At 56.2% G+C, this 17,533-nt stretch carries 15 protein-coding genes; 10 read left to right on the forward strand and 5 right to left on the reverse strand.

Annotated elements, in window-relative coordinates; genetic code table 11:
- Positions 1-13: 13 nt before the first annotated feature.
- From ruvX to proB, 5 genes are all read left to right on the forward strand, one after another.
- On the forward strand, positions 14-439 hold the full coding sequence (gene ruvX / locus IQ254_RS03685; RefSeq protein ID WP_193964485.1) for a Holliday junction resolvase RuvX: 426 nt from the start codon (positions 14-16) through the stop codon (positions 437-439).
- A 103-nt stretch (positions 440-542) separates the two neighbouring features.
- Positions 543-1,103 carry a DUF3727 domain-containing protein gene (locus IQ254_RS03690; protein WP_193964487.1) on the forward strand — a complete coding sequence of 187 codons (561 nt, stop codon included), beginning with the start codon at positions 543-545 and terminating at the stop codon, positions 1,101-1,103.
- A gap of 37 nt (positions 1,104-1,140) precedes the next feature.
- Complete coding sequence (gene mltG, locus IQ254_RS03695) at positions 1,141-2,202, forward strand: endolytic transglycosylase MltG (protein WP_193964489.1); 1,062 nt, start codon at positions 1,141-1,143, stop codon at positions 2,200-2,202.
- A gap of 147 nt (positions 2,203-2,349) precedes the next feature.
- Positions 2,350-2,859, forward strand: coding sequence for a YqeG family HAD IIIA-type phosphatase (locus IQ254_RS03700; RefSeq protein ID WP_193964491.1), 510 nt, complete (start codon positions 2,350-2,352; stop codon positions 2,857-2,859).
- A 385-nt stretch (positions 2,860-3,244) separates the two neighbouring features.
- Positions 3,245-4,444: a glutamate 5-kinase gene (proB, locus tag IQ254_RS03705; protein WP_228040094.1), complete on the forward strand. Its 1,200-nt coding sequence runs from the start codon at positions 3,245-3,247 to the stop codon at positions 4,442-4,444.
- A 256-nt stretch (positions 4,445-4,700) separates the two neighbouring features.
- On the opposite strand, the gene IQ254_RS03710 is transcribed toward proB, so the two are convergent.
- Positions 4,701-5,369, reverse strand: a complete 669-nt coding sequence (locus IQ254_RS03710; RefSeq protein ID WP_193964493.1) for a sugar transferase — start codon at positions 5,367-5,369, stop codon at positions 4,701-4,703.
- Positions 5,370-5,812: 443 nt separating this feature from the next.
- Here IQ254_RS03710 and IQ254_RS03715 point away from each other — a divergent pair, with 443 nt between their 5' ends.
- Complete coding sequence (locus tag IQ254_RS03715; protein ID WP_193964495.1) at positions 5,813-6,952, forward strand: HetZ-related protein 2; 1,140 nt, start codon at positions 5,813-5,815, stop codon at positions 6,950-6,952.
- Positions 6,953-7,390: 438 nt separating this feature from the next.
- Positions 7,391-7,882 (forward strand): transposase, encoded by a 492-nt coding sequence (locus tag IQ254_RS03720; protein ID WP_193964591.1) that lies wholly within the window; start codon positions 7,391-7,393, stop codon positions 7,880-7,882.
- A gap of 146 nt (positions 7,883-8,028) precedes the next feature.
- On the opposite strand, the gene IQ254_RS03725 is transcribed toward IQ254_RS03720, so the two are convergent.
- Complete coding sequence (locus tag IQ254_RS03725) at positions 8,029-8,943, reverse strand: AAA-like domain-containing protein (protein WP_193964497.1); 915 nt, start codon at positions 8,941-8,943, stop codon at positions 8,029-8,031.
- A 260-nt stretch (positions 8,944-9,203) separates the two neighbouring features.
- Between IQ254_RS03725 and IQ254_RS03730 the strand changes: the two genes are divergently transcribed.
- Positions 9,204-9,497 carry a hypothetical protein gene (locus IQ254_RS03730; RefSeq protein ID WP_193964499.1) on the forward strand — a complete coding sequence of 98 codons (294 nt, stop codon included), beginning with the start codon at positions 9,204-9,206 and terminating at the stop codon, positions 9,495-9,497.
- Between the two features lie 359 nt (positions 9,498-9,856).
- Here the strand turns inward: IQ254_RS03730 and IQ254_RS03735 are convergent, their stop codons facing one another.
- Together IQ254_RS03735 and IQ254_RS03740 are read right to left on the reverse strand one after the other, a co-directional pair.
- Positions 9,857-11,464, reverse strand: a complete 1,608-nt coding sequence (locus tag IQ254_RS03735; RefSeq protein ID WP_228040098.1) for an AAA-like domain-containing protein — start codon at positions 11,462-11,464, stop codon at positions 9,857-9,859.
- Positions 11,454-12,128: a Uma2 family endonuclease gene (locus IQ254_RS03740; protein WP_193964501.1), complete on the reverse strand. Its 675-nt coding sequence runs from the start codon at positions 12,126-12,128 to the stop codon at positions 11,454-11,456. Before IQ254_RS03740 ends, IQ254_RS03735 begins: the two co-directional genes overlap by 11 nt.
- Positions 12,129-12,706: 578 nt before the next feature.
- Between IQ254_RS03740 and leuA the strand changes: the two genes are divergently transcribed.
- Entirely contained in the window at positions 12,707-14,395 is a 1,689-nt protein-coding gene (leuA, locus tag IQ254_RS03745; RefSeq protein ID WP_193964503.1) for a 2-isopropylmalate synthase, read from the forward strand.
- Positions 14,396-14,719: 324 nt separating this feature from the next.
- On the opposite strand, the gene IQ254_RS03750 is transcribed toward leuA, so the two are convergent.
- Positions 14,720-15,478: an HAD family hydrolase gene (locus tag IQ254_RS03750; RefSeq protein WP_193964505.1), complete on the reverse strand. Its 759-nt coding sequence runs from the start codon at positions 15,476-15,478 to the stop codon at positions 14,720-14,722.
- Between the two features lie 155 nt (positions 15,479-15,633).
- Here IQ254_RS03750 and aspS point away from each other — a divergent pair, with 155 nt between their 5' ends.
- On the forward strand, positions 15,634-17,427 hold the full coding sequence (gene aspS, locus IQ254_RS03755; protein WP_193964507.1) for an aspartate--tRNA ligase: 1,794 nt from the start codon (positions 15,634-15,636) through the stop codon (positions 17,425-17,427).
- Positions 17,428-17,533: the final 106 nt, after the last annotated feature.

The following is a 17,533-nucleotide window of genomic DNA, read 5'->3' on the forward strand; positions in this document are numbered from 1 at the left end:
ATTCTGGGATTTTATGGCACCCATTTCAGCGTTGGGCTTAGACATCGGTCGACGACGCGTCGGCGTGGCCGGCTGTGACGGCACCGGACTGATCGCAACCGGACTAACGACCCTACTCCGTCGTTCCTTTGCCGATCTGGTAGCCGATATCCAGCAGATTGCTCAGGTGCGTCAGGCACAGGTTCTAGTTGTGGGGTTACCCCTCAACATGGATGGTGCAGAAGGGTTTCAAGCGCGGCAGGTACGCAAGGTAGCAGAGGGCCTGGGGGTAGCCTTGACCATGCCTGTGATCTATGTAGATGAAAGACTCAGCTCAGTGGAAGCCGAACAACTGATGCGAGCGGCAGGGCAATCTGTCTCCCAAGAAAAAGCCTTGATTGACCGCAAAGCTGCCGCTATTATCCTGCAGCGCTGGTTAGACGAACGACGTCAATCGTAAATAGACGTAACAGGATGGGATATTCTGATAAAACCGTTCAGTGTTCATGCTGGGATGTAGACCCTACTCTACAGGCCTGGCCACCAAGAGAAGAGTAGCCTCCATGGCAGATAATACCCAACCTACTGACGAGTCAGCCGTAGTGCTTACGGATGATACCGGCCGATTTTTGCCCTGCCAGGTGGAGCAAAGCTTTCAACTTAACAGCCGCGAGTATCTGCTCCTCCTGCCTATTGACGCCCCCATTGAAATTTTTATTTGGCAGCAAGAGGATGACGACGACATTCTCATGGATATAGAAGACGAGGATATTGATAAAATTTTTCTAACGGCTAAGGCTGTGCTAGCTGAGCAAAATCTCACCCTGCAACGCACAGCCATTACCCTGACAGCCGCCGGTGATCTACCTGATGCTGAAGACGACAATTGTCTTACCCTTGAGTTAGATGACCTCGACGATGCTGGCAACCCTGCGACCGAAGAGTTTCAGGTTCTAGCTACCTGTTTCTACGAAGATCAAGAATATACGCTCTGTACACCTCTAGATCCGCTGCTTATTTTTGCCCACCGCACAGGTGACGGTTCGTTGGAAGTCGTTACCCCAGAAGAGTTTCAGACCCTGCGCGGGAGTCTAGAAGAAAAGCTGTTTGATCTACTAGAGTAAAAAACGTCCATACCTGCAACGATTTAGTACTGCAATCATGGCCAAGGGTTCACGCTGGGTTCGGTGGGGTTTTTTAGGTCTGCTGGTGCCCCTGGCAACGGGGTTAGCCGCCTGGCAGAGTTGGGCTTGGTGGAGCTGGGCCAACCAACCGGTCAGTAATGGCTCCCCTGAAACGGGCGACCAAATCGTGCAAATTCAAATTCCTTCGGGGACTCCTGGACAGCAAATTGGTCAAGATCTCGAAGCTGCCGGCCTAATTCATTCGGCCCTGGCCTGGAAATTATGGAATCGGTGGCAAACCTGGCAAAACCCTGAGAGCGAATTTCAGGCGGGCACCTACGCCATCAGCCCCAACGACTCTATGACCGCGATCGCGGCAACGATTCGCAGTGGTCAGGTGATCCAAACCTCCTTCACCATTCCAGAAGGCTGGAATCGTCGTCAGATGGGGGCTTATTTTGAGCAGGAGGGCTTATTTACTGAGGAGGCTTTTTTAGCGGCTACAGAGCAGATTCCTAGCGATCGCTACCCCTGGCTGCCCGATACGGTTCCTCACCTGGAGGGATTTTTGTTTCCTGATACCTACCAAATCCCAGTGGAGGGGGTGACCCCTGACGCCGTGGTAGACACCATGCTGAGTCGCTTCGAGACGGCCGCTCTGCCAATCTATCAACAGACTAAGACAGACCTTTCGCTACTGGAGTGGGCTACCCTAGCCAGCATTGTTGAGAAAGAATCTGTGGTTCCTGATGAGCGCGAGCTCATCGCTGGGGTCTTTACCAATCGCTTGGCGCAAGGTATGACGTTGGGAGCCGACCCTACCGTGGAATACGGGCTGGGAATTGTGCAAACTAAAGAACAACCCCTCACCTTGGCTCAGGTGGGTACCCCCTCGCCCTACAACACCTACCTCAACCCAGGGCTACCCCCGACCCCGATTGCCAGCGCTGGTCAGGCTAGCCTGGAGGCCACCTTAGCGCCGGCCCCAACAGACTACCTGTATTTTGTCGCCCGTTACGATGGCACCCATGTTTTTAGCCGTACCTTAGCAGAGCACGAAATCGCTCGCGATAACATTCGGGCCACCATTGATAATTAGTCCCCGAGGTAGAGTCCTCAAGCCCATCTGGATCTAACTCAACCTAGCGATTTTTCCAGAAGAAAAATATTTGTACTGGATCTTGGGCCTACCCGCTGTGGACGACCGATCTAGACTATGCTGACTCTGGGGATTAATGATTTGGTTATGTCCTTTTCTCGCCTACTACAGCCCGATTTAGTTTTGGGTGGGAACGTCTTGCATGTTTCCCCAGCTTTACTGTCTCAGCACAACCTCAAGGGCCTAATTTTAGACGTAGACGATACCCTGGTTCCTTTAAGACAGGCCGAGACCAACCCTGATCTAACCCAGTGGATGAGCCAAATGAAGGCGGTAGCCACTATTTGGCTAGTGAGTAATAACATTAACGCTCACCGCATTAGTCGAATTGCCGACCTCTTGGGGGTACCGTACCTAACCAGTGCTGGCAAGCCCTCGGGACGAAAACTGAAGCTGGCCCTAGCCGCCATGAATTTGCCCGCGAACCAGGTGGCTATGGTAGGCGATCGCCTGTTTACCGATGTTTTGGCCGGCAATCGGATGGGGTTATTTACGATTTTGGTAGAACCGATGCCAGGGCTTGATCAAGTGGCGCGCACATCCCCGGTGCGTTTGCTTGAGGAAACCATCTCCCAGTATTTAGGCGTCACGCTATAGCCCCAGCTGGAGCCATCTCTCCTCCCCATGGGAGTGACAGGCAGTTACAAAACTCCATGCTTCAGGCACGAAACTCTACACTGGCAAACATAAAGAAAACATTAGATTCAATTTGAAACCTGAGGATACCTGGCATATTAGTGGAAGATAAACAGGGGCCAGTTCTATAAAGGCTCTTAATTTAATAGGCGGTTTTTGGGTGTCAGTCTTTAGGTTGGCACCCAAAGTTTTTTATGTTTGATCTGCCAGCGCGGTTGATATACTGCCAGAGCTATAGTTTTTGTCTGCTGTTTATAGCGATGGCCACTGCGCTGAGGGCACGAGTCACGGCTATTGGCAAAAGCTGGGGCGGCGCAGGGTTGTATAGCCATCGCTCCAGAGGGTTATGCAGACTGTCCTACCCGATCTGGCGATGGCTATACCTGTGACTTCAGCTCAAACTCTGGTAGTTAAGATTGGCACTTCGAGCCTGACCGGATCGACAACGGGTCAGTTTGCGCTATCGACCTTAGCGGCGCTGGTTGAGTCTCTCTGTATGCTGCGTCACCAGGGGCATCAGGTGGTGCTGGTGTCGTCGGGGGCGGTCGGCATTGGCTGCCGCCGACTACAGCTGACTGAACGCCCTAAAACCTTAGCCATGAAGCAAGCCGTAGCGGCGGTGGGGCAGGGCCGTCTCATGCGCATCTATGATGATCTGTTTTCGGCCCTGAACCAGCCCATTGCCCAAGTCTTGCTCACTCGCAGTGACCTGGCCCAGCGATCGCGGTATGTCAACAGCTACCGTACCTTTCGGCAGCTCTTGCAAATCGGGGTGATCCCGATCGTCAATGAGAACGACACCGTCGCCGTAGAAGAGCTTAAGTTTGGCGATAATGATACGCTCTCGGCCCTGGTGGCCAGCTTGATTGGAGCCCAGTGGCTATTTCTACTCACTGATGTCGATCGGCTCTACTCTGCCGATCCTCGCTCTAACCCTGGGGCAGAGCCCATCATCTCTATCGATCGCATGGCAGACATTCAGGCCTTCAAAGCCGTAGCTGGAGGTCAGGGGTCAACCTGGGGTACTGGCGGCATGTTAACGAAATTGGAGGCCGCCCAAATTGCTGCCACGGCGGGCGTTCGCACCGTGATTACCGATGGCCGCCAGCCCCAAACCATTGCCCAAGCCCTGGCCGGAGAAGCCGTTGGCACTCAATTTGCGCCATCTCCCCGACCCGGTCGAGCTCGTAAACGCTGGATTGCCGCTGGCTTAGCCCCCTCAGGCCGACTTCACCTCGACCGGGGAGCTAGCACAGCCATTGTGAATGGGGGTAAGTCATTGCTAGCAGCGGGTATTACCCGCATTGAGGGTAACTTTGACGCCCAAGACGCCGTGGTGATTTGTGCCGATGACGGCACAGACATTGCCCGAGGCATTGTCAACTACAATGCCGCTGACCTAGAGCGCATTCTGGGTCGGCGCTCTGAGGAGATTAAGGGAATTTTGGGGTATGGGGGAGCCGATACCGTGGTGCATCGCGACAACTTGGTGATTGCCACTGACCCTGACCCAATGGAGACAGACATTCCCTTGGCAAACCTGTAGCATCCTGTGGGCATAAACTTAGCGGCATTGCTGGATTGGTATATGACTCGCCAGAATTGCCCCTCACCCTAGCCCTCTCCCGAAGGGCGAGGGGACAAGAGTTTAGCTCCCTTCTCCTCAGGGAGAAGGGCCGGGGATGAGGGCTCAATCATGCCTGGAATCAGCAACGCCAACTTAGCCACCTACCGACTCTATGCTTGCCGCGCCCCTCGCTCTCCAGGGGTTGTAAGAGTTGCTCTAGTCACACCACAGACTACTACCAGGCACCTCTGCGATCGAACAGCAGGGCAATGGTTCTAAAAATCACCCGAAGATCGTACCAGGGAGACCAAATCGCCTGGTAGTGCAGGTCGAGATGAACGACTTCTTCAAAGTCTTTAATTGCCGAGCGCCCGCTGATCTGCCACTGCCCTGTAATACCGGGTTTGACATCGAGACGTCGCCAGTGGTGGTCACTGTAGTGAGACACTTCATCTTCTGTGGGCGGGCGGGTGCCGACCAAGCTCATGTCACCCTTCAGCACATTCCAGAACTGTGGAAACTCATCTAGGCTGCTTGTTCGCAGTATGCGACCAACCCGAGTAACGCGAGAATCGTGGTCGTTTTTAAAGATTAAACCCTGAGCTTGGTTAGCGACTGTTTGCTTCAGTGCATCGGCATTTTCAACCATGGAACGAAACTTCCAGATCGTAAACGGCCGTCCCTTGAGGCCGTAGCGCTTTTGACCGTAAAAAATAGGGCCGGGGCTATCGAGTTTGATTGCGATCGCGATCGGTACCGCCATCAAAACCAATATGGCCAAACCAATGAGAGCACCGACAATATCAATGGAGCGCTTGATCAAACATTTGGCGGAAGGATGGATAACAGATTTAGAAACCCCTGATGGAGGGGTTTCAGACGTATCTTGACGAAGAGACTGCATGGTAGATCCTGATCAAAAACGCGTGTGCCAGTCTTTTTTGAGCAGCTGGATGCCAAGTTATGCACAATCACACGCAAGGCTAGGGTGCCTTGACGCTGTATTTAATGTGGATATAAACTCCACTTCACCCTGAGAGAAAGAGTACCGGAAGTACGCAGATTGTTATGTGACCTTTATAACAACCTTTGCACCGTATAACTACAGATGGAATAACTTAGACCCTACCAGCTCTGTAAAATGGCATCCGGCTAATATCGGATAGAATTCGTCCAATCTTTCTAAAGCGGGGGCCAGTATGAATTTTGTATAAAGCTTTTGCAGCTACAGTGGGCTTGTCAGAGAAAACCCCCAGAAAATTGCTCTCGCTTAAGAGTCTGGAGAGAACAGATATTAAGATAAGCCTACAGTCAACTCCAGCACGCGCACAAAGAAGGACGAACAGCATGGCCGCGGTAGACTCTATGACTGAGGATTGGTTAGTTCGCCTAACAGAAGATCTGCCTGATCAATCTCGGTCTACCTGCCTGAGTCTTGTCAACTGGCTGCTGGGCGAGTCACCCGACCGTCTCAATACTTTAACGGGATCAGATCTTGAGATCGCCCAGCGGGCGATTGAATACCGCTACCGTATTTTGCAGCAGCGCTACTGGGATGTCAGCCCCGAGGAAGGCTATCAGCGACTGATTAAACGCCTCAGTAGCCTATTTCTGATTCGCAGCAAAATCAAGACCTGGATTTCACTCAGCCGCGATCGCCGCCGTTCGGTGGTCGATGTGATTCAAGAGGTGATTCAGGAGATGATGCGCAGCGATCGCCACCTGGCCCAGCAGCTCAAGTGGATTGCGACCTGCACCCGCAACTCCCGGCTGCGCAACCTGCTGATGCTGGCCAGCATTGAAGAATATTGCCTGCGCCCCATTCGCAATCAGCCGCTGATTATCTACCGCTTTGTCAACTACCTGCGCCGCAGCCAGAAGGGCGGCATGACCCAGGTGCCCACTGGCGAACTCATTCGCCTGGTCTCAGACGAAATTTCGGCGGGCGACGGCGAAGACTCGCTCAGCCTGCTCGATGTAGAAGCCTGGAACCAGTACCAGGAAACCCAAACCGAGCTCGAACAGCAGAGCCTGCGCCACCAGGTCAAAACCTCCTTTGCCAACTATCTCAGCCGCAACCTCGACGACACCGCCGCCCGCTGGCTAGAGCTGCACCTCAAGGGCCTCAGCCAGGAGCAGATTGCCCAAGCGCTGGATATGCCGGTGCAGCAGGTGTACCGCCTGCGGGAAAAAATCAGCTACCATGCCATTCGCATTTTTGCTCTGCGGGAGCAGCCAGCGATGGTGCTGGGCTGGCTCAAGACCTCGCTGCAAGAGCACAATTTTGGCCTCACCCCCGCCCAGTGGGAGCAGTTTTGGCCCAGCCTCTCGACCGAAGAGCAGGCGATTTTGACCGCCTACAAAGACGGGCAACCCACTGAGGAGCTGGCGCGTCGCCTGGGGTTGAAAAACAGGCAAATTCAGGCCCAATGGGTGCAGATCTATTTGCAGGCCCAGGAACTGCGCACCCAGGGCGGCGATGGCTAGTCAACAGCACCTCTCGATGATGGGCACGGGTAAGGCCCTTTGCCCATCCTACGTGTGGTTTTGGGTCGGTCGGTGGGTACTCCTAATTCTATGGAATACCGACGCTACTACCAGAACGGGGGCTCGTACTTTTTTACGGTTGTAACTGAAAATCGACGGCCTCTACTGACTCAGTCAACAGCACCTCTCGATGATGGGCACGGGTAAGGCCCTTTGCCCATCCTACGTGTGGTTTTGGGTCGGTCGGTGGGTACTCCTAATTCTATGGAATACCGACGCTACTACCAGAACGGGGGCTCGTACTTTTTTACGGTTGTAACTGAAAATCGACGGCCTCTACTGACTCAGTCAACAGCACCTCTCGATGATGGGCACGGGTAAGGCCCTTTGCCCATCCTACGTGTGGTTTTGGGTCGGTCGGTGGGTACTCCTAATTCTATGGAATACCGACGCTACTACCAGAACGGGGGCTCGTACTTTTTTACGGTTGTAACTGAAAATCGACGGCCTCTACTGACTCAGCACATTGATCGCCTGCGGAACGCTTTTCGCCATAGTATGGAGCGTTACCCGTTTGTGATTGAGGGCATTGTGGTATTGCCAGACCATCTGCACACGCTATGGCGCTTACCCGATGGCGACGATGACTTTTCCCTGCGTTGGATGGTAATTAAGCGCAAGTTTTCGGCTGGCCTGAAGCCTGGCATAGTCAACGCCTCTAAACGAGCCAAGCGAGAGAAAGGTATTTGGCAGCGGCGCTTTTGGGAGCACTGTATCCGGGATGAGCGAGATTGGCGATGTCATCTGGACTATATCCATTACAATCCCGTTAAGCATGGCTATTGCCATAAACCAGCGGATTGGCCCTACAGCTCTTTCCATCGCTCGGTGAGGCAAGGATTGTATACAGCCGATTGGAGCAGCGAATAGACACGTCCACACGTAGGATGGGCAAAGCAACGCGTGCCCATCAATGCAACCCCACCTCAACCCCAGGGTCCACACCGTAGGATGGGCAAAGCAACGCGTGCCCATCATCCCCATCATTTATAAAACACCCCCCACCCATCGATGGGTTACCTTTGTCGGGTGTGATGGGCGCGGGGTATGAGTACCTCTTGGCGATGGGCACGGGCAAGGCCCTTTGCCCATCCTACGGGCTCGGCATCGGAGGTCTGGGGGCCATCCCCAGCCGGGGGTGAGGTGTCAGCCTGTCCCTGAACCACCTCCCGCACCACCAGATCGCAGAGCTTCTGGGTCAAAAACGGCTGGCCCCCCGTCCAGCGCAAAATCTCGGTCAGCACCACCTGGGGGTTGGCCACCAACCCGACCAGCCCGTTCGCCAGGGGCCGAGCCTCGGCCAGGGTAAAGCCCGTCAGCGGGATCGATCGGCCAATATTGAACGGCGTGCGCTCGTTGTCTTGAATTAGATCCGCCGAGGTGGCTACGCCCAGCAGGGCGAAGGTGAGGCGACGGTAGGAGGGATCGTCGTTGCGGCGGTTGAAGCAGGCGCGAATCAGGGCAAAAAAGTCGTCGTGGCTAAACCCCAGGCTCAGCACGCTATCGATTTCGTCGATAAAAATCACAATGGGTTGAGTAACCCTGGCCAACAGCTCTGAATGCAAAAGTTTGCCAAACCGCTGCACGGGTGAGAGGGGGTGCTGGGCCTCCCACCAGGTGCCCAGGTCAAACTCGGGCCGCAGGCCAAAGTTTTCGGCGAGCAGATCCACCAGACCCGCATACCATTCGGTGGGGGTGAGCTGCTCGGTGCCAATTTCCGCCAGGTCAATGGCGGCACAGGCCACGCCGTCATTTTGAAGACGTTGCAGGGTGCGATCGCGCAGGCTGGTTTTGCCCATCTGACGTGAGTTGAGCACGTAGCAGTAGTCGCCCTGCCGGAGAGCATCGTAAAAGTCCTGGTCGGCCTGGCGTTCTACATAGGTGGGGGCATCCAGGGGCAACCCACCCCCGACTTGGTAGGGTGCTGTCATGGCGCTGAGCAGAGTTGACTAGGGGCATTTTCCACATCATAAACCGCCTGGCTGGCCAACCCCAGGTTTGAGTTGTTTCATTTAAGACATGGCCCTAGCTCTACCGCCGCAGGCCACGGCGTTGACGGCGATCGCGATCGTTCAGATCCAGGCTTGAGGTTGAAGGCGTTATCCCCTCCCGAAGCCACCCCAAATAAGTGCCGGACAAAAACCGATCTGACAGGCTATTCTGTGGGAGTCACCAAGCTCTGGCCCTTACTATGCATGAGACTACGCTGGCTCCTCTGGTGGAACGCATCACACAACAGTTGCAGCAGTTTTCCGAAGATGAACTACACGTTATTCAGGACTTTGTCGCCTTTCTAATTTGGAAGCGCCGTTATGGGTCTGAACAAGATAATGGCGAAACGGCTAAATCTGCCGAATCGCGGGCAATGGAACGTTTGCCTGACCTGGATGACCCCACTCAATGGATCACTGTGACTCAGCAAGACGAAGACATTAACGAAGCTGACCTGAATCATTGGCTGCAAACCCGTGGGTATCAAGGTTAGATACACTATTCAAGCCCACCGGGAAGTTCTGAGGCAGGACTTAATAGAACTCCCACCTGCTCTTCAAGATGACTTTCACCGATATCAACAGGTGCTCTCTCTTGATCCCCACAAGACCCGTAGGATTCCAAGCCATGACCTGAAAGGCAATTTGGCTGGATGTAGGGCCCTAGAAATTTCGTGGAATGGGATTGTCTATCGTTTAGTTTTTCGCATCTACGAGTCTCCGCGTCCCAGACGGGTGATGATTTTGAGTTTTGCAGACCACGATGCCGCCTATGAACGAGCTACCGAGCGTGGGCTTCGATAAGGTTGGCGGGTTACGGGCCAGAGGATGGCAGCGGTGGAGTGCCAATCAGCTAACCCTGAAGGCCTATCAGCCTTTCTCGAAAGGCGATGCGATAGAGATCGCAGAGGGGTTCTACCGAATTTTGGCGAAACTTGACCACGCCCATGCTTTGCAGGCGAAAGGCTGCTTTGCTGCCTACCGTGGCAGGCTCCTCACTTTGGAGAATAACCTGCATGGCCTGAAGCAGGTCGGGGCTGGCTTCTAGATTTTGCAGGTGCCGCCGCAGGTGCTCGGCGTAGGGGCCTTCTTCGGTGGGGGCGATGGCCAGCAGCTCGTTTAGGGTCAGGCGTTCTGTAGCCAAGTGGTACAGGGCAACCCGCACCAGGTAGGGGTGGCCGCCCAGCATTTGCATCAGCGGGGCAATGTTATCGCTGAGATTTAGACCGTGGCGGGTGGCGAGTTCTTGTACCTGAGCCGGAGTAAACTCGGGCAAGTCCTTCGCTAAGCCCACATTAAAAGGTGACTGGTTGATCTTGAGGGGCACATACACCTCTTTAGAATGGGTAATAATCAATCGCAGATGTTGCCAGAGGGGGTCGTTACGCTTTTCGTGCCAGGCCCGCAGCAGGGCAAAAAAGTCTTCGGCAATTTTGGGGTACTGAAACACCAAATCCACTTCGTCAAGGCCCAGGGCAAAGGGGCCATTGATGGCAGGCAAAATGTAGCGGTAGAGATAGTTGCCGCACTTTTGCTTACTACCCAGGGGGCCTTTCCAATGCTGGTCGAGCTGGTCGGGCAGGCCCAGGGCATCGGCAAGGGTGGCACAAAACCACTGCAAAAAGCCGGTCAGCTCGGCAAAAATATCGCCATCGGCCTCTTGAAACGAAATGCCAACGGTGCGATAGTCATGCTGACTGGCGTGATTGAGAATGCGGGCCATCAGCGACGACTTGCCCATCTGGCGCGGCGCTTTAATCCGAATCAGGGCGCTGGGCTGCAAAATTGCCTGGTAGCAGTCAGCCTCGATCGGGGGTCGTTCCACATAAAACGGCGAGGACAGAGGCACCTGACCCTCGGGAATTTCCAGGTCTACCAGTGTTGATGAGGGCTGGGGCGCTTGTCCCTCGGCAGGCTCAAGCGCTGGCTCGGGGGGAGCGGATTCGTCATCCGCTAGTGCTTCAATGGCCGCCGTCTGCAACCCCTCGACTACCTGGCGTATGCCTTTGGCAATGTCGGCAAACGCTTCGTCCTGGTTTGGCCAGGTCGTCACTGGCTGGATATTTTTGGGCAACCCTTGAAGCCTACTAAAATCGGCGACCTGCCAATCGACCGGGCGCAAAATCACCGGAATCACCACTGCTTCCCCAGCCCGGTGGCGCTCCATCGCTCGCTTGAGCTCAATGTCATAGCAGTAGTCAGAGGCCAAAAAATCGGCGCTAATCAGCAGCAGAATGATCTGGGCCTGCTCCAGATGGCGATCGATCTGCCCGGCCCAATCGCTGCCGGGGGCAATCTGGCGATCGTGCCAGTGACTCAGCACCCCCTGGCGCTCCAGCAGGCTGAGGTGCTTGGCCAGCTCATCGCGCAGGGCCTCGTCTTGGTGGGAAATGGACTGGCCTCCCCCAGGCCAGTCGCAGCACACCAGGTATCTAGGGCTGAAAAGATCTTTACTCCTCAACGGGTTCTAACCCTGCGGCCCGCAGCTGGGCGGCCAGGCGATCGGCCCGCTCTCGGGCTTGCTCAGCCTGCTGCCGGGCCTGCTCTAGTGCTTGCCCCAGCTCGCTGTAGGTTAAAAATCGCTGCCCATCGGGGCGATAAATCGCTAATCCACTGCTGCTCATGTGAAAGTGAATCTGTAGCCGGGGGCTGACCCAACCATCCATCGCGTCAATTACGTCTAGCCCCTGTTCGCTGCGCTGAAGCCCGGTTAGCTCCAGCTTGTCGGGGTCATAGATGTAGTATTCGTCTACACCGTAGCGATCGTAAAACCCCAGCTTGCGCAGCATCTCACCAAAGCGATTGCCCGGCGACAAAATTTCAAACACAACTTGGGGGGCGATCCCATCCTCTTCCCACTGGCGATAGGAGCCTCTATCTCCCCTAGGCCGGCCTAGGGCCACCATCACGTCGGGGGCCTGGCGGATGGTGTTGTCACCTTCCACGGGGTACCACAGCAGATCTCCGGCCACAAAGACCTCTGGCTCGTCCATGAACAGCAGTTCCAGGTTTTCCTTGATTACCACAATCCAGCGGAATTGCTTAGTATTGTCGGCCATGGGTTGCCCATCGCTGTCGGGGTAGTCAACGGATGCTGAAGCGTCGGGCTGACGTTGCTGAACCATGGAGCCATACCTCTCAGGCCTAGGCTTTTATTCTAGACGTTGGTCCAAATGGTCAATTTTAGATTTTAGATTTTAGATTTTAGATTTGCGATTTTAGACTGAGACCTGGAAATGGCATCAGGATTTAAGGATTGCTGTCTATGGTGCTTAAAACTTACGGCGGATTTTCTGCATCGCGATCGCGCCCTTGACGCCAATTTCCATGGCGGCTACGATTTTTGTATTGTGCAATTTTGCGCTCAAATTCTTCGATGCATTCCCGGCAGCTATCCCTCACCGCTCTCTTCAGCCTGCTTCTAGGGCTGGGTCTGCTGCTGCGCCTTGGGCGCAACTAATCTTTAAACCAAAGGCGAAATGCCCTAAATAGTTCACTCCCCGGTCACAGGTTGCCCCGAGACCTGACTACTGCTTGGGAGTCTATGCCCGTAACTCGGCTGTGCGACGCCTTCACCGCTGAGCCAGGGCAACAGATCTAAAGATTGCCGCTTTGTCGGGTGGGCAATGCCCATTCCTCCGAGCCGATGATGTCTAGACATCACATAAGGATTGCCATTCTGCCGAAGTTTAGAGATATCCCCATGTTGACCAACCCCGCCCAAAAGTATCGCCCCTTTGCGCCGATCGCACTGCCCGATCGCACCTGGCCCAGCCAGGTGCTCACCCAGCCGCCAATCTGGCTGAGCACTGATCTGCGCGACGGCAACCAGGCCCTGATCGAGCCGATGTCGGTAGACCAAAAACTGCGCCTGTTTGAGCTGCTGGTGGCGATCGGCTTTAAAGAAATCGAGGTGGCGTTTCCCTCGGCGTCGGAGACCGACTTTTGCTTTGTCCGCCGATTGATCGAAGAGAACCGGGTGCCCGCAGATGTGGAAATTCAGGTGCTGACCCAGGCGCGGGAAGACTTGATTCGCCGCACCTTTGAGTCGCTGGCCGGGGCCAGGCGGGCGATCGTGCATGTCTACAACGCCACCGCCCCAGTGTTTCGCCGGGTGGTGTTTCGCCACGATCCCGCCGAGACCATTGCCCTGGCCGTGAATGCCGCAACGCTGATCCGCGACCTGGCGGCGGAGCGGCCCGCAACCCAGTGGCGGTTTCAGTATTCACCAGAGGTCTTCTCGCAAACGGAGCTGGAGTTTGCCCGCGATATCTGCAATGCAGTGCTAGCGGTGTGGCAGCCAACCCGCGATCGCAAGGCGATCATCAACCTGCCCGCCACAGTAGAAAGCGCCACCGCCAACGTGTTTGCCGACCAGGTGGAATGGATGCATCGCCACCTGGCCTTCCGCGACTGCGTGGATTTGAGTGTGCACAACCACAATGATCGGGGTTGTGCGATCGCCGCCGCCGAACTGGGCCAGATGGCCGGGGCCGACCGGGTCGAGGGCTGTCTGTTTGGCAACGGCGAGCGCACCGGCAATGTCGATATCGTCACCCTGGCGCTCAACCTCTACACCCAGGGCATTCACCCCGGCCTCGATTTTTCGCAGATTAACGAGGTGGCCCGCACGGTCGAAGACTGCACCCAGCTGCCCATTCACCCCCGCCATCCCTACGTGGGTGACCTGGTGTTTACCGCCTTTTCGGGCTCTCACCAGGATGCGATTCGCAAGGGCTTTGCCGCCCGCGACTCTGGGGATATCTGGGATATGCCCTACCTGCCCCTCGACCCGGCAGACCTGGGTCGCTCCTACGCGTCGGTGGTGCGGGTCAACAGCCAGTCGGGCAAGGGGGGCATCGCCTTTTTGCTGGAGCGCGACTATAACCTCAGCCTGCCCCGCCGCTTACAGATCGAGTTTAGCCAGGTGGTGCAGCGGGCCATGGATGCCACCGGCAAAGAGATGACCGCCCCGATGCTGTGGGATCTCTTTGAGCAGGAGTATCTGCGGGCCAACCTACCCTTTAAATATGTGAGCCACCACTGGCAGGATGATGAAAGTCCATCGGCCATTTCCACAACCTTGGAATGTAACGATCGCATCTTAGCCCGCCAAGGCAGCGGCAACGGCCCCATCGATGCCTTTGTAGATGCGCTAGCTCTGGGCGTTCGAGTACACAGCTACGAGGAAAGAGCGATGGGCCACGGCAGTGATGCCGATGCGATCGCCTTAATTGAAATCGCCGCCGACTGGCTCGAGGGCACCGTTCACGGGGTCGGCATCCACGGCAGCATTGTTACCGCCTCGCTGCTGGCGGTGCTCAGCGCCGTGAATCGGGGGCTGGCAACGCTGTCTCCGGCGCAGCGAAAGCAGATTTTGCCATCAGAGTAGGCAGGTTCAGAAGCCAGGATTTCTCGAAAAACGGCACTGGTCTGCTAACAGGACATGCTAGCTAAGCCTCTGCTAGTAAGCAATTCCAGCACTGACCCAAGGTTTGACCAGTTGCCCAAACCCCCATTCCTTCTGTGCCAGCAACGATACCGTTGCAACGGCATGCCATCGTGTCAGGTGTCAAGCCCTTGTTTGACCACCGGCTGGCCTGGGCAATTTGGACAATTCATCAGGGTGCATCCCTTGAACTGTCAGTATTGCAGCTGAGTCCTTTTAGGACACCAGTGTCCTCCATACTGCGATCGCATCCAGGTCTGCGTCGGGCTAGCCCGACCCGCTTCCTGTAGCCAAATCACTCCACTGGCTCAAAATTAGGCTGGCTCCGGGCACGGGCGATCGCCCCCAGGGCGCTGACACTGAGATAAAGCCCGCCGCCTTAGCCTGCTTTGCCAAGGCTAGATCGGCCCAGCTATCGCCGACCACTAGGGTGCGGTGCAGGCTCGCCTGGAGGCGATCGCACACCTGCTCTAATAATGATGGATCAGGCTTGGGTGAATCCTCTGGCCCTGTCCCCTGCCACTCGTCGATCCAGGGCAGCAGCCCATAGTGCTGCAAGAATTCCTCCACATAGGCAGGGCTATCTGACGACAGTACCCCAAGCCTTAAAGGGCTGCGGTGCAGTCGCTCTAGCATCGTCGCCGTCCCCTCAAAAGGTGGGGTGTAGGCCGCCTTGCCGCCACGATGCTGATCCACCCCTGCAAAGCACTTAGCCACTAGCTCCGATACCTGTGCTTGGGGATAGCCCGCTTTCATCAAAACCGCTGCGGCCCCCTGTTCATTGGCCTCGCGGGTGCCCGCTGCCATCAGCCCATCGGGGTCAATTTTGTCGGCAGAAACCCCAAAGCAGGTCAGCATCGCCTGAACAATTTCATCTCCTAAACCTGCCGTCGCGGCACAGGCGTTAGCTCGCGCTAGGGCCATAGCCTGGAGCAGTCCGCGAGAGTCGGCTAGAGTACCGTCTTTGTCAAAGACGATTGCCTCCACATCTGCAATCCACCGTTGCCCGCACCTTACCCAGACCATTGCCCGCACTCTCCCCGTAGCATCGGCGTTCCCTGAGCAAAGTCAAAGGGAGCGCCGATGAGAATTTTGTCGAGTATTCGCTGAGAAAATTAGCTTTCAAGCTCACCCACTATCCTAGATAATGGGAAGGTTTTGAAAAATAAGCTAAGTTCACTATGCGCACCCACTACTGCGGCAGCCTGCGGGCCAGCGACATTGGCAGCACCGTTACTCTGTTTGGCTGGGTAGATCGTCGCCGCGACCATGGGGGCGTGATTTTTATTGATTTGCGCGATCGCACCGGCGTCGTGCAAATCGTCAGCGACCCCGAGCGCACCCCGGCATCCTATCCCCAGGCCGACCCGCTGCGCAACGAGTACGTGGTCAAAATTCAGGGCCGAGTCAGCCAGCGTCAGGAGGGGGCAGTCAACCCCAAGCTGCCCACGGGGGAGATCGAGATCTACGCCGACACCATCGAGCTGCTGAACGCGGTGCGTAAGCCGCTGCCCTTTCAGGTATCCACCGCCGACTCGGAGTCGGTGCGCGAAGATTTGCGGCTGCGCTATCGGTATCTGGATCTGCGACGGGAACGGATGGCCCAGAACCTGCGCATTCGCCACGAAGTCACCAAAGCCATCCGCCGATTTCTGGAAGACCAAGAGGGCTTCTTCGAGGTCGAAACCCCCATTCTCACCCGCTCCACCCCCGAGGGCGCGCGGGATTATCTGGTGCCCTCACGGGTCAACCCCGGCGAGTTTTATGCCCTGCCCCAGTCGCCCCAGCTGTTTAAGCAGCTGCTGATGGTGTCGGGGGTCGATCGCTACTACCAGATCGCTCGCTGCTTCCGCGACGAAGACCTGCGCGCCGACCGCCAGCCGGAGTTCACCCAGCTGGATATGGAAATGAGCTTCATGACCCAGGACGAGATTCTGGCGCTGAATGAGGCTCTGGTGGCCCATATTTTTAAGGCGGTGAAGGGTGTGGATATTCCCCGCCCCTTCCCTCGACTGACCTACGCCGAGGCCATGGATCGCTACGGCAGCGATAAGCCCGACACCCGCTACGGTCTGGAGCTGGTGGATGTGTCGGATCTGGTCCAAGACTGCGGCTTTAAGGTGTTTTCGGGAGCGGTGGCCGACGGCGGCATCGTCAAGGTGCTGCCCATCCCCAACGGCAATGAGCAGATCTCAAATGTGCGGATCAAGCCGGGCGGCGATGTGTTCAAAATCGCCGCCGATGCCGGAGCCAGGGGATTAGCCTACGTGCGGGTACGGGCCGATGGCGCGGTGGATACCATCGGGGCTATTAAAGACAACCTCGGCCCCGAGCAAATGACTGAACTGCTGCGCCGCACCGGGGCCACCGAAGGTACCCTGCTGCTGTTTGGGGCGGGGCCAATCCCGATGGTCAATGCCACGTTGGATCGGGTGCGCCAGGCGATCGCCCGCGAGATGAACCTGATCCCTGAGGACAGCCTGAATTTGCTGTGGGTGACCGACTTCCCCATGTTTGAGTGGAACGACGACCAGCAGCGCCTCGAAGCCCTCCACCACCCCTTCACCGCGCCCAACCCAGAGGATGTAGACGACCTCAAAACCGCCCGCGCCGTGGCCTACGACATGGTGCTCAACGGCTACGAGATCGGCGGCGGTAGCCTGCGCATCTACCAGCCCGAAGTGCAGAGCCGAGTGTTTGAAACCATTGGTCTCTCCACCGAAGCAGCCCAGGACAAGTTTGGCTTTTTGCTCGAAGCCTTTGAGTATGGCACCCCGCCCCACGGTGGCATCGCCTACGGTCTCGATCGCATCGTCATGCTGATGGCGGGCGAAGAGTCGATCAGGGATGCGATCGCCTTCCCCAAGACCCAGCAGGCCCGTTGTTTGCTCACCCATGCCCCCTCGCCCGTGGACCCCGCCCAGCTCACCGAGCTGTATGTAGCTTCGACCTACGAACCTGAGCCCGACGATTGAGGCCATTGCCTGATTTAGCACCTGGTTACGGTGGCCTTTTACCGGGCAAGCGGCCTGGTCAGGTTTCCGTCGGCCTTTGATGTCCACCATGACGCAAAGGCCGCTA

It is taken from the genome of Nodosilinea sp. LEGE 07088 (genome assembly GCF_015207395.1).
Taxonomy (GTDB): Bacteria; Cyanobacteriota; Cyanobacteriia; order Phormidesmidales; family Phormidesmidaceae; genus Nodosilinea.

Coding starts and splice junctions, on each gene's coding strand:
- aspS (WP_193964507.1), top strand. CDS start 15,634: ATGCGCACCCACTACTGCGGCAGCCTGCGGGCCAGCGACATTGGCAGC.
- IQ254_RS03715 (WP_193964495.1), top strand. CDS start 5,813: ATGGCCGCGGTAGACTCTATGACTGAGGATTGGTTAGTTCGCCTAACA.
- IQ254_RS03725 (WP_193964497.1), bottom strand. CDS start 8,943: ATGACAGCACCCTACCAAGTCGGGGGTGGGTTGCCCCTGGATGCCCCC.
- ruvX (WP_193964485.1), top strand. CDS start 14: ATGGCACCCATTTCAGCGTTGGGCTTAGACATCGGTCGACGACGCGTC.
- IQ254_RS03740 (WP_193964501.1), bottom strand. CDS start 12,128: ATGGTTCAGCAACGTCAGCCCGACGCTTCAGCATCCGTTGACTACCCC.
- proB (WP_228040094.1), top strand. CDS start 3,245: ATGCAGACTGTCCTACCCGATCTGGCGATGGCTATACCTGTGACTTCA.
- IQ254_RS03710 (WP_193964493.1), bottom strand. CDS start 5,369: ATGCAGTCTCTTCGTCAAGATACGTCTGAAACCCCTCCATCAGGGGTT.
- IQ254_RS03700 (WP_193964491.1), top strand. CDS start 2,350: ATGTCCTTTTCTCGCCTACTACAGCCCGATTTAGTTTTGGGTGGGAAC.
- IQ254_RS03690 (WP_193964487.1), top strand. CDS start 543: ATGGCAGATAATACCCAACCTACTGACGAGTCAGCCGTAGTGCTTACG.
- IQ254_RS03730 (WP_193964499.1), top strand. CDS start 9,204: ATGCATGAGACTACGCTGGCTCCTCTGGTGGAACGCATCACACAACAG.
- leuA (WP_193964503.1), top strand. CDS start 12,707: ATGTTGACCAACCCCGCCCAAAAGTATCGCCCCTTTGCGCCGATCGCA.
- mltG (WP_193964489.1), top strand. CDS start 1,141: ATGGCCAAGGGTTCACGCTGGGTTCGGTGGGGTTTTTTAGGTCTGCTG.
- IQ254_RS03720 (WP_193964591.1), top strand. CDS start 7,391: ATGGAATACCGACGCTACTACCAGAACGGGGGCTCGTACTTTTTTACG.
- IQ254_RS03750 (WP_193964505.1), bottom strand. CDS start 15,478: ATGGTCTGGGTAAGGTGCGGGCAACGGTGGATTGCAGATGTGGAGGCA.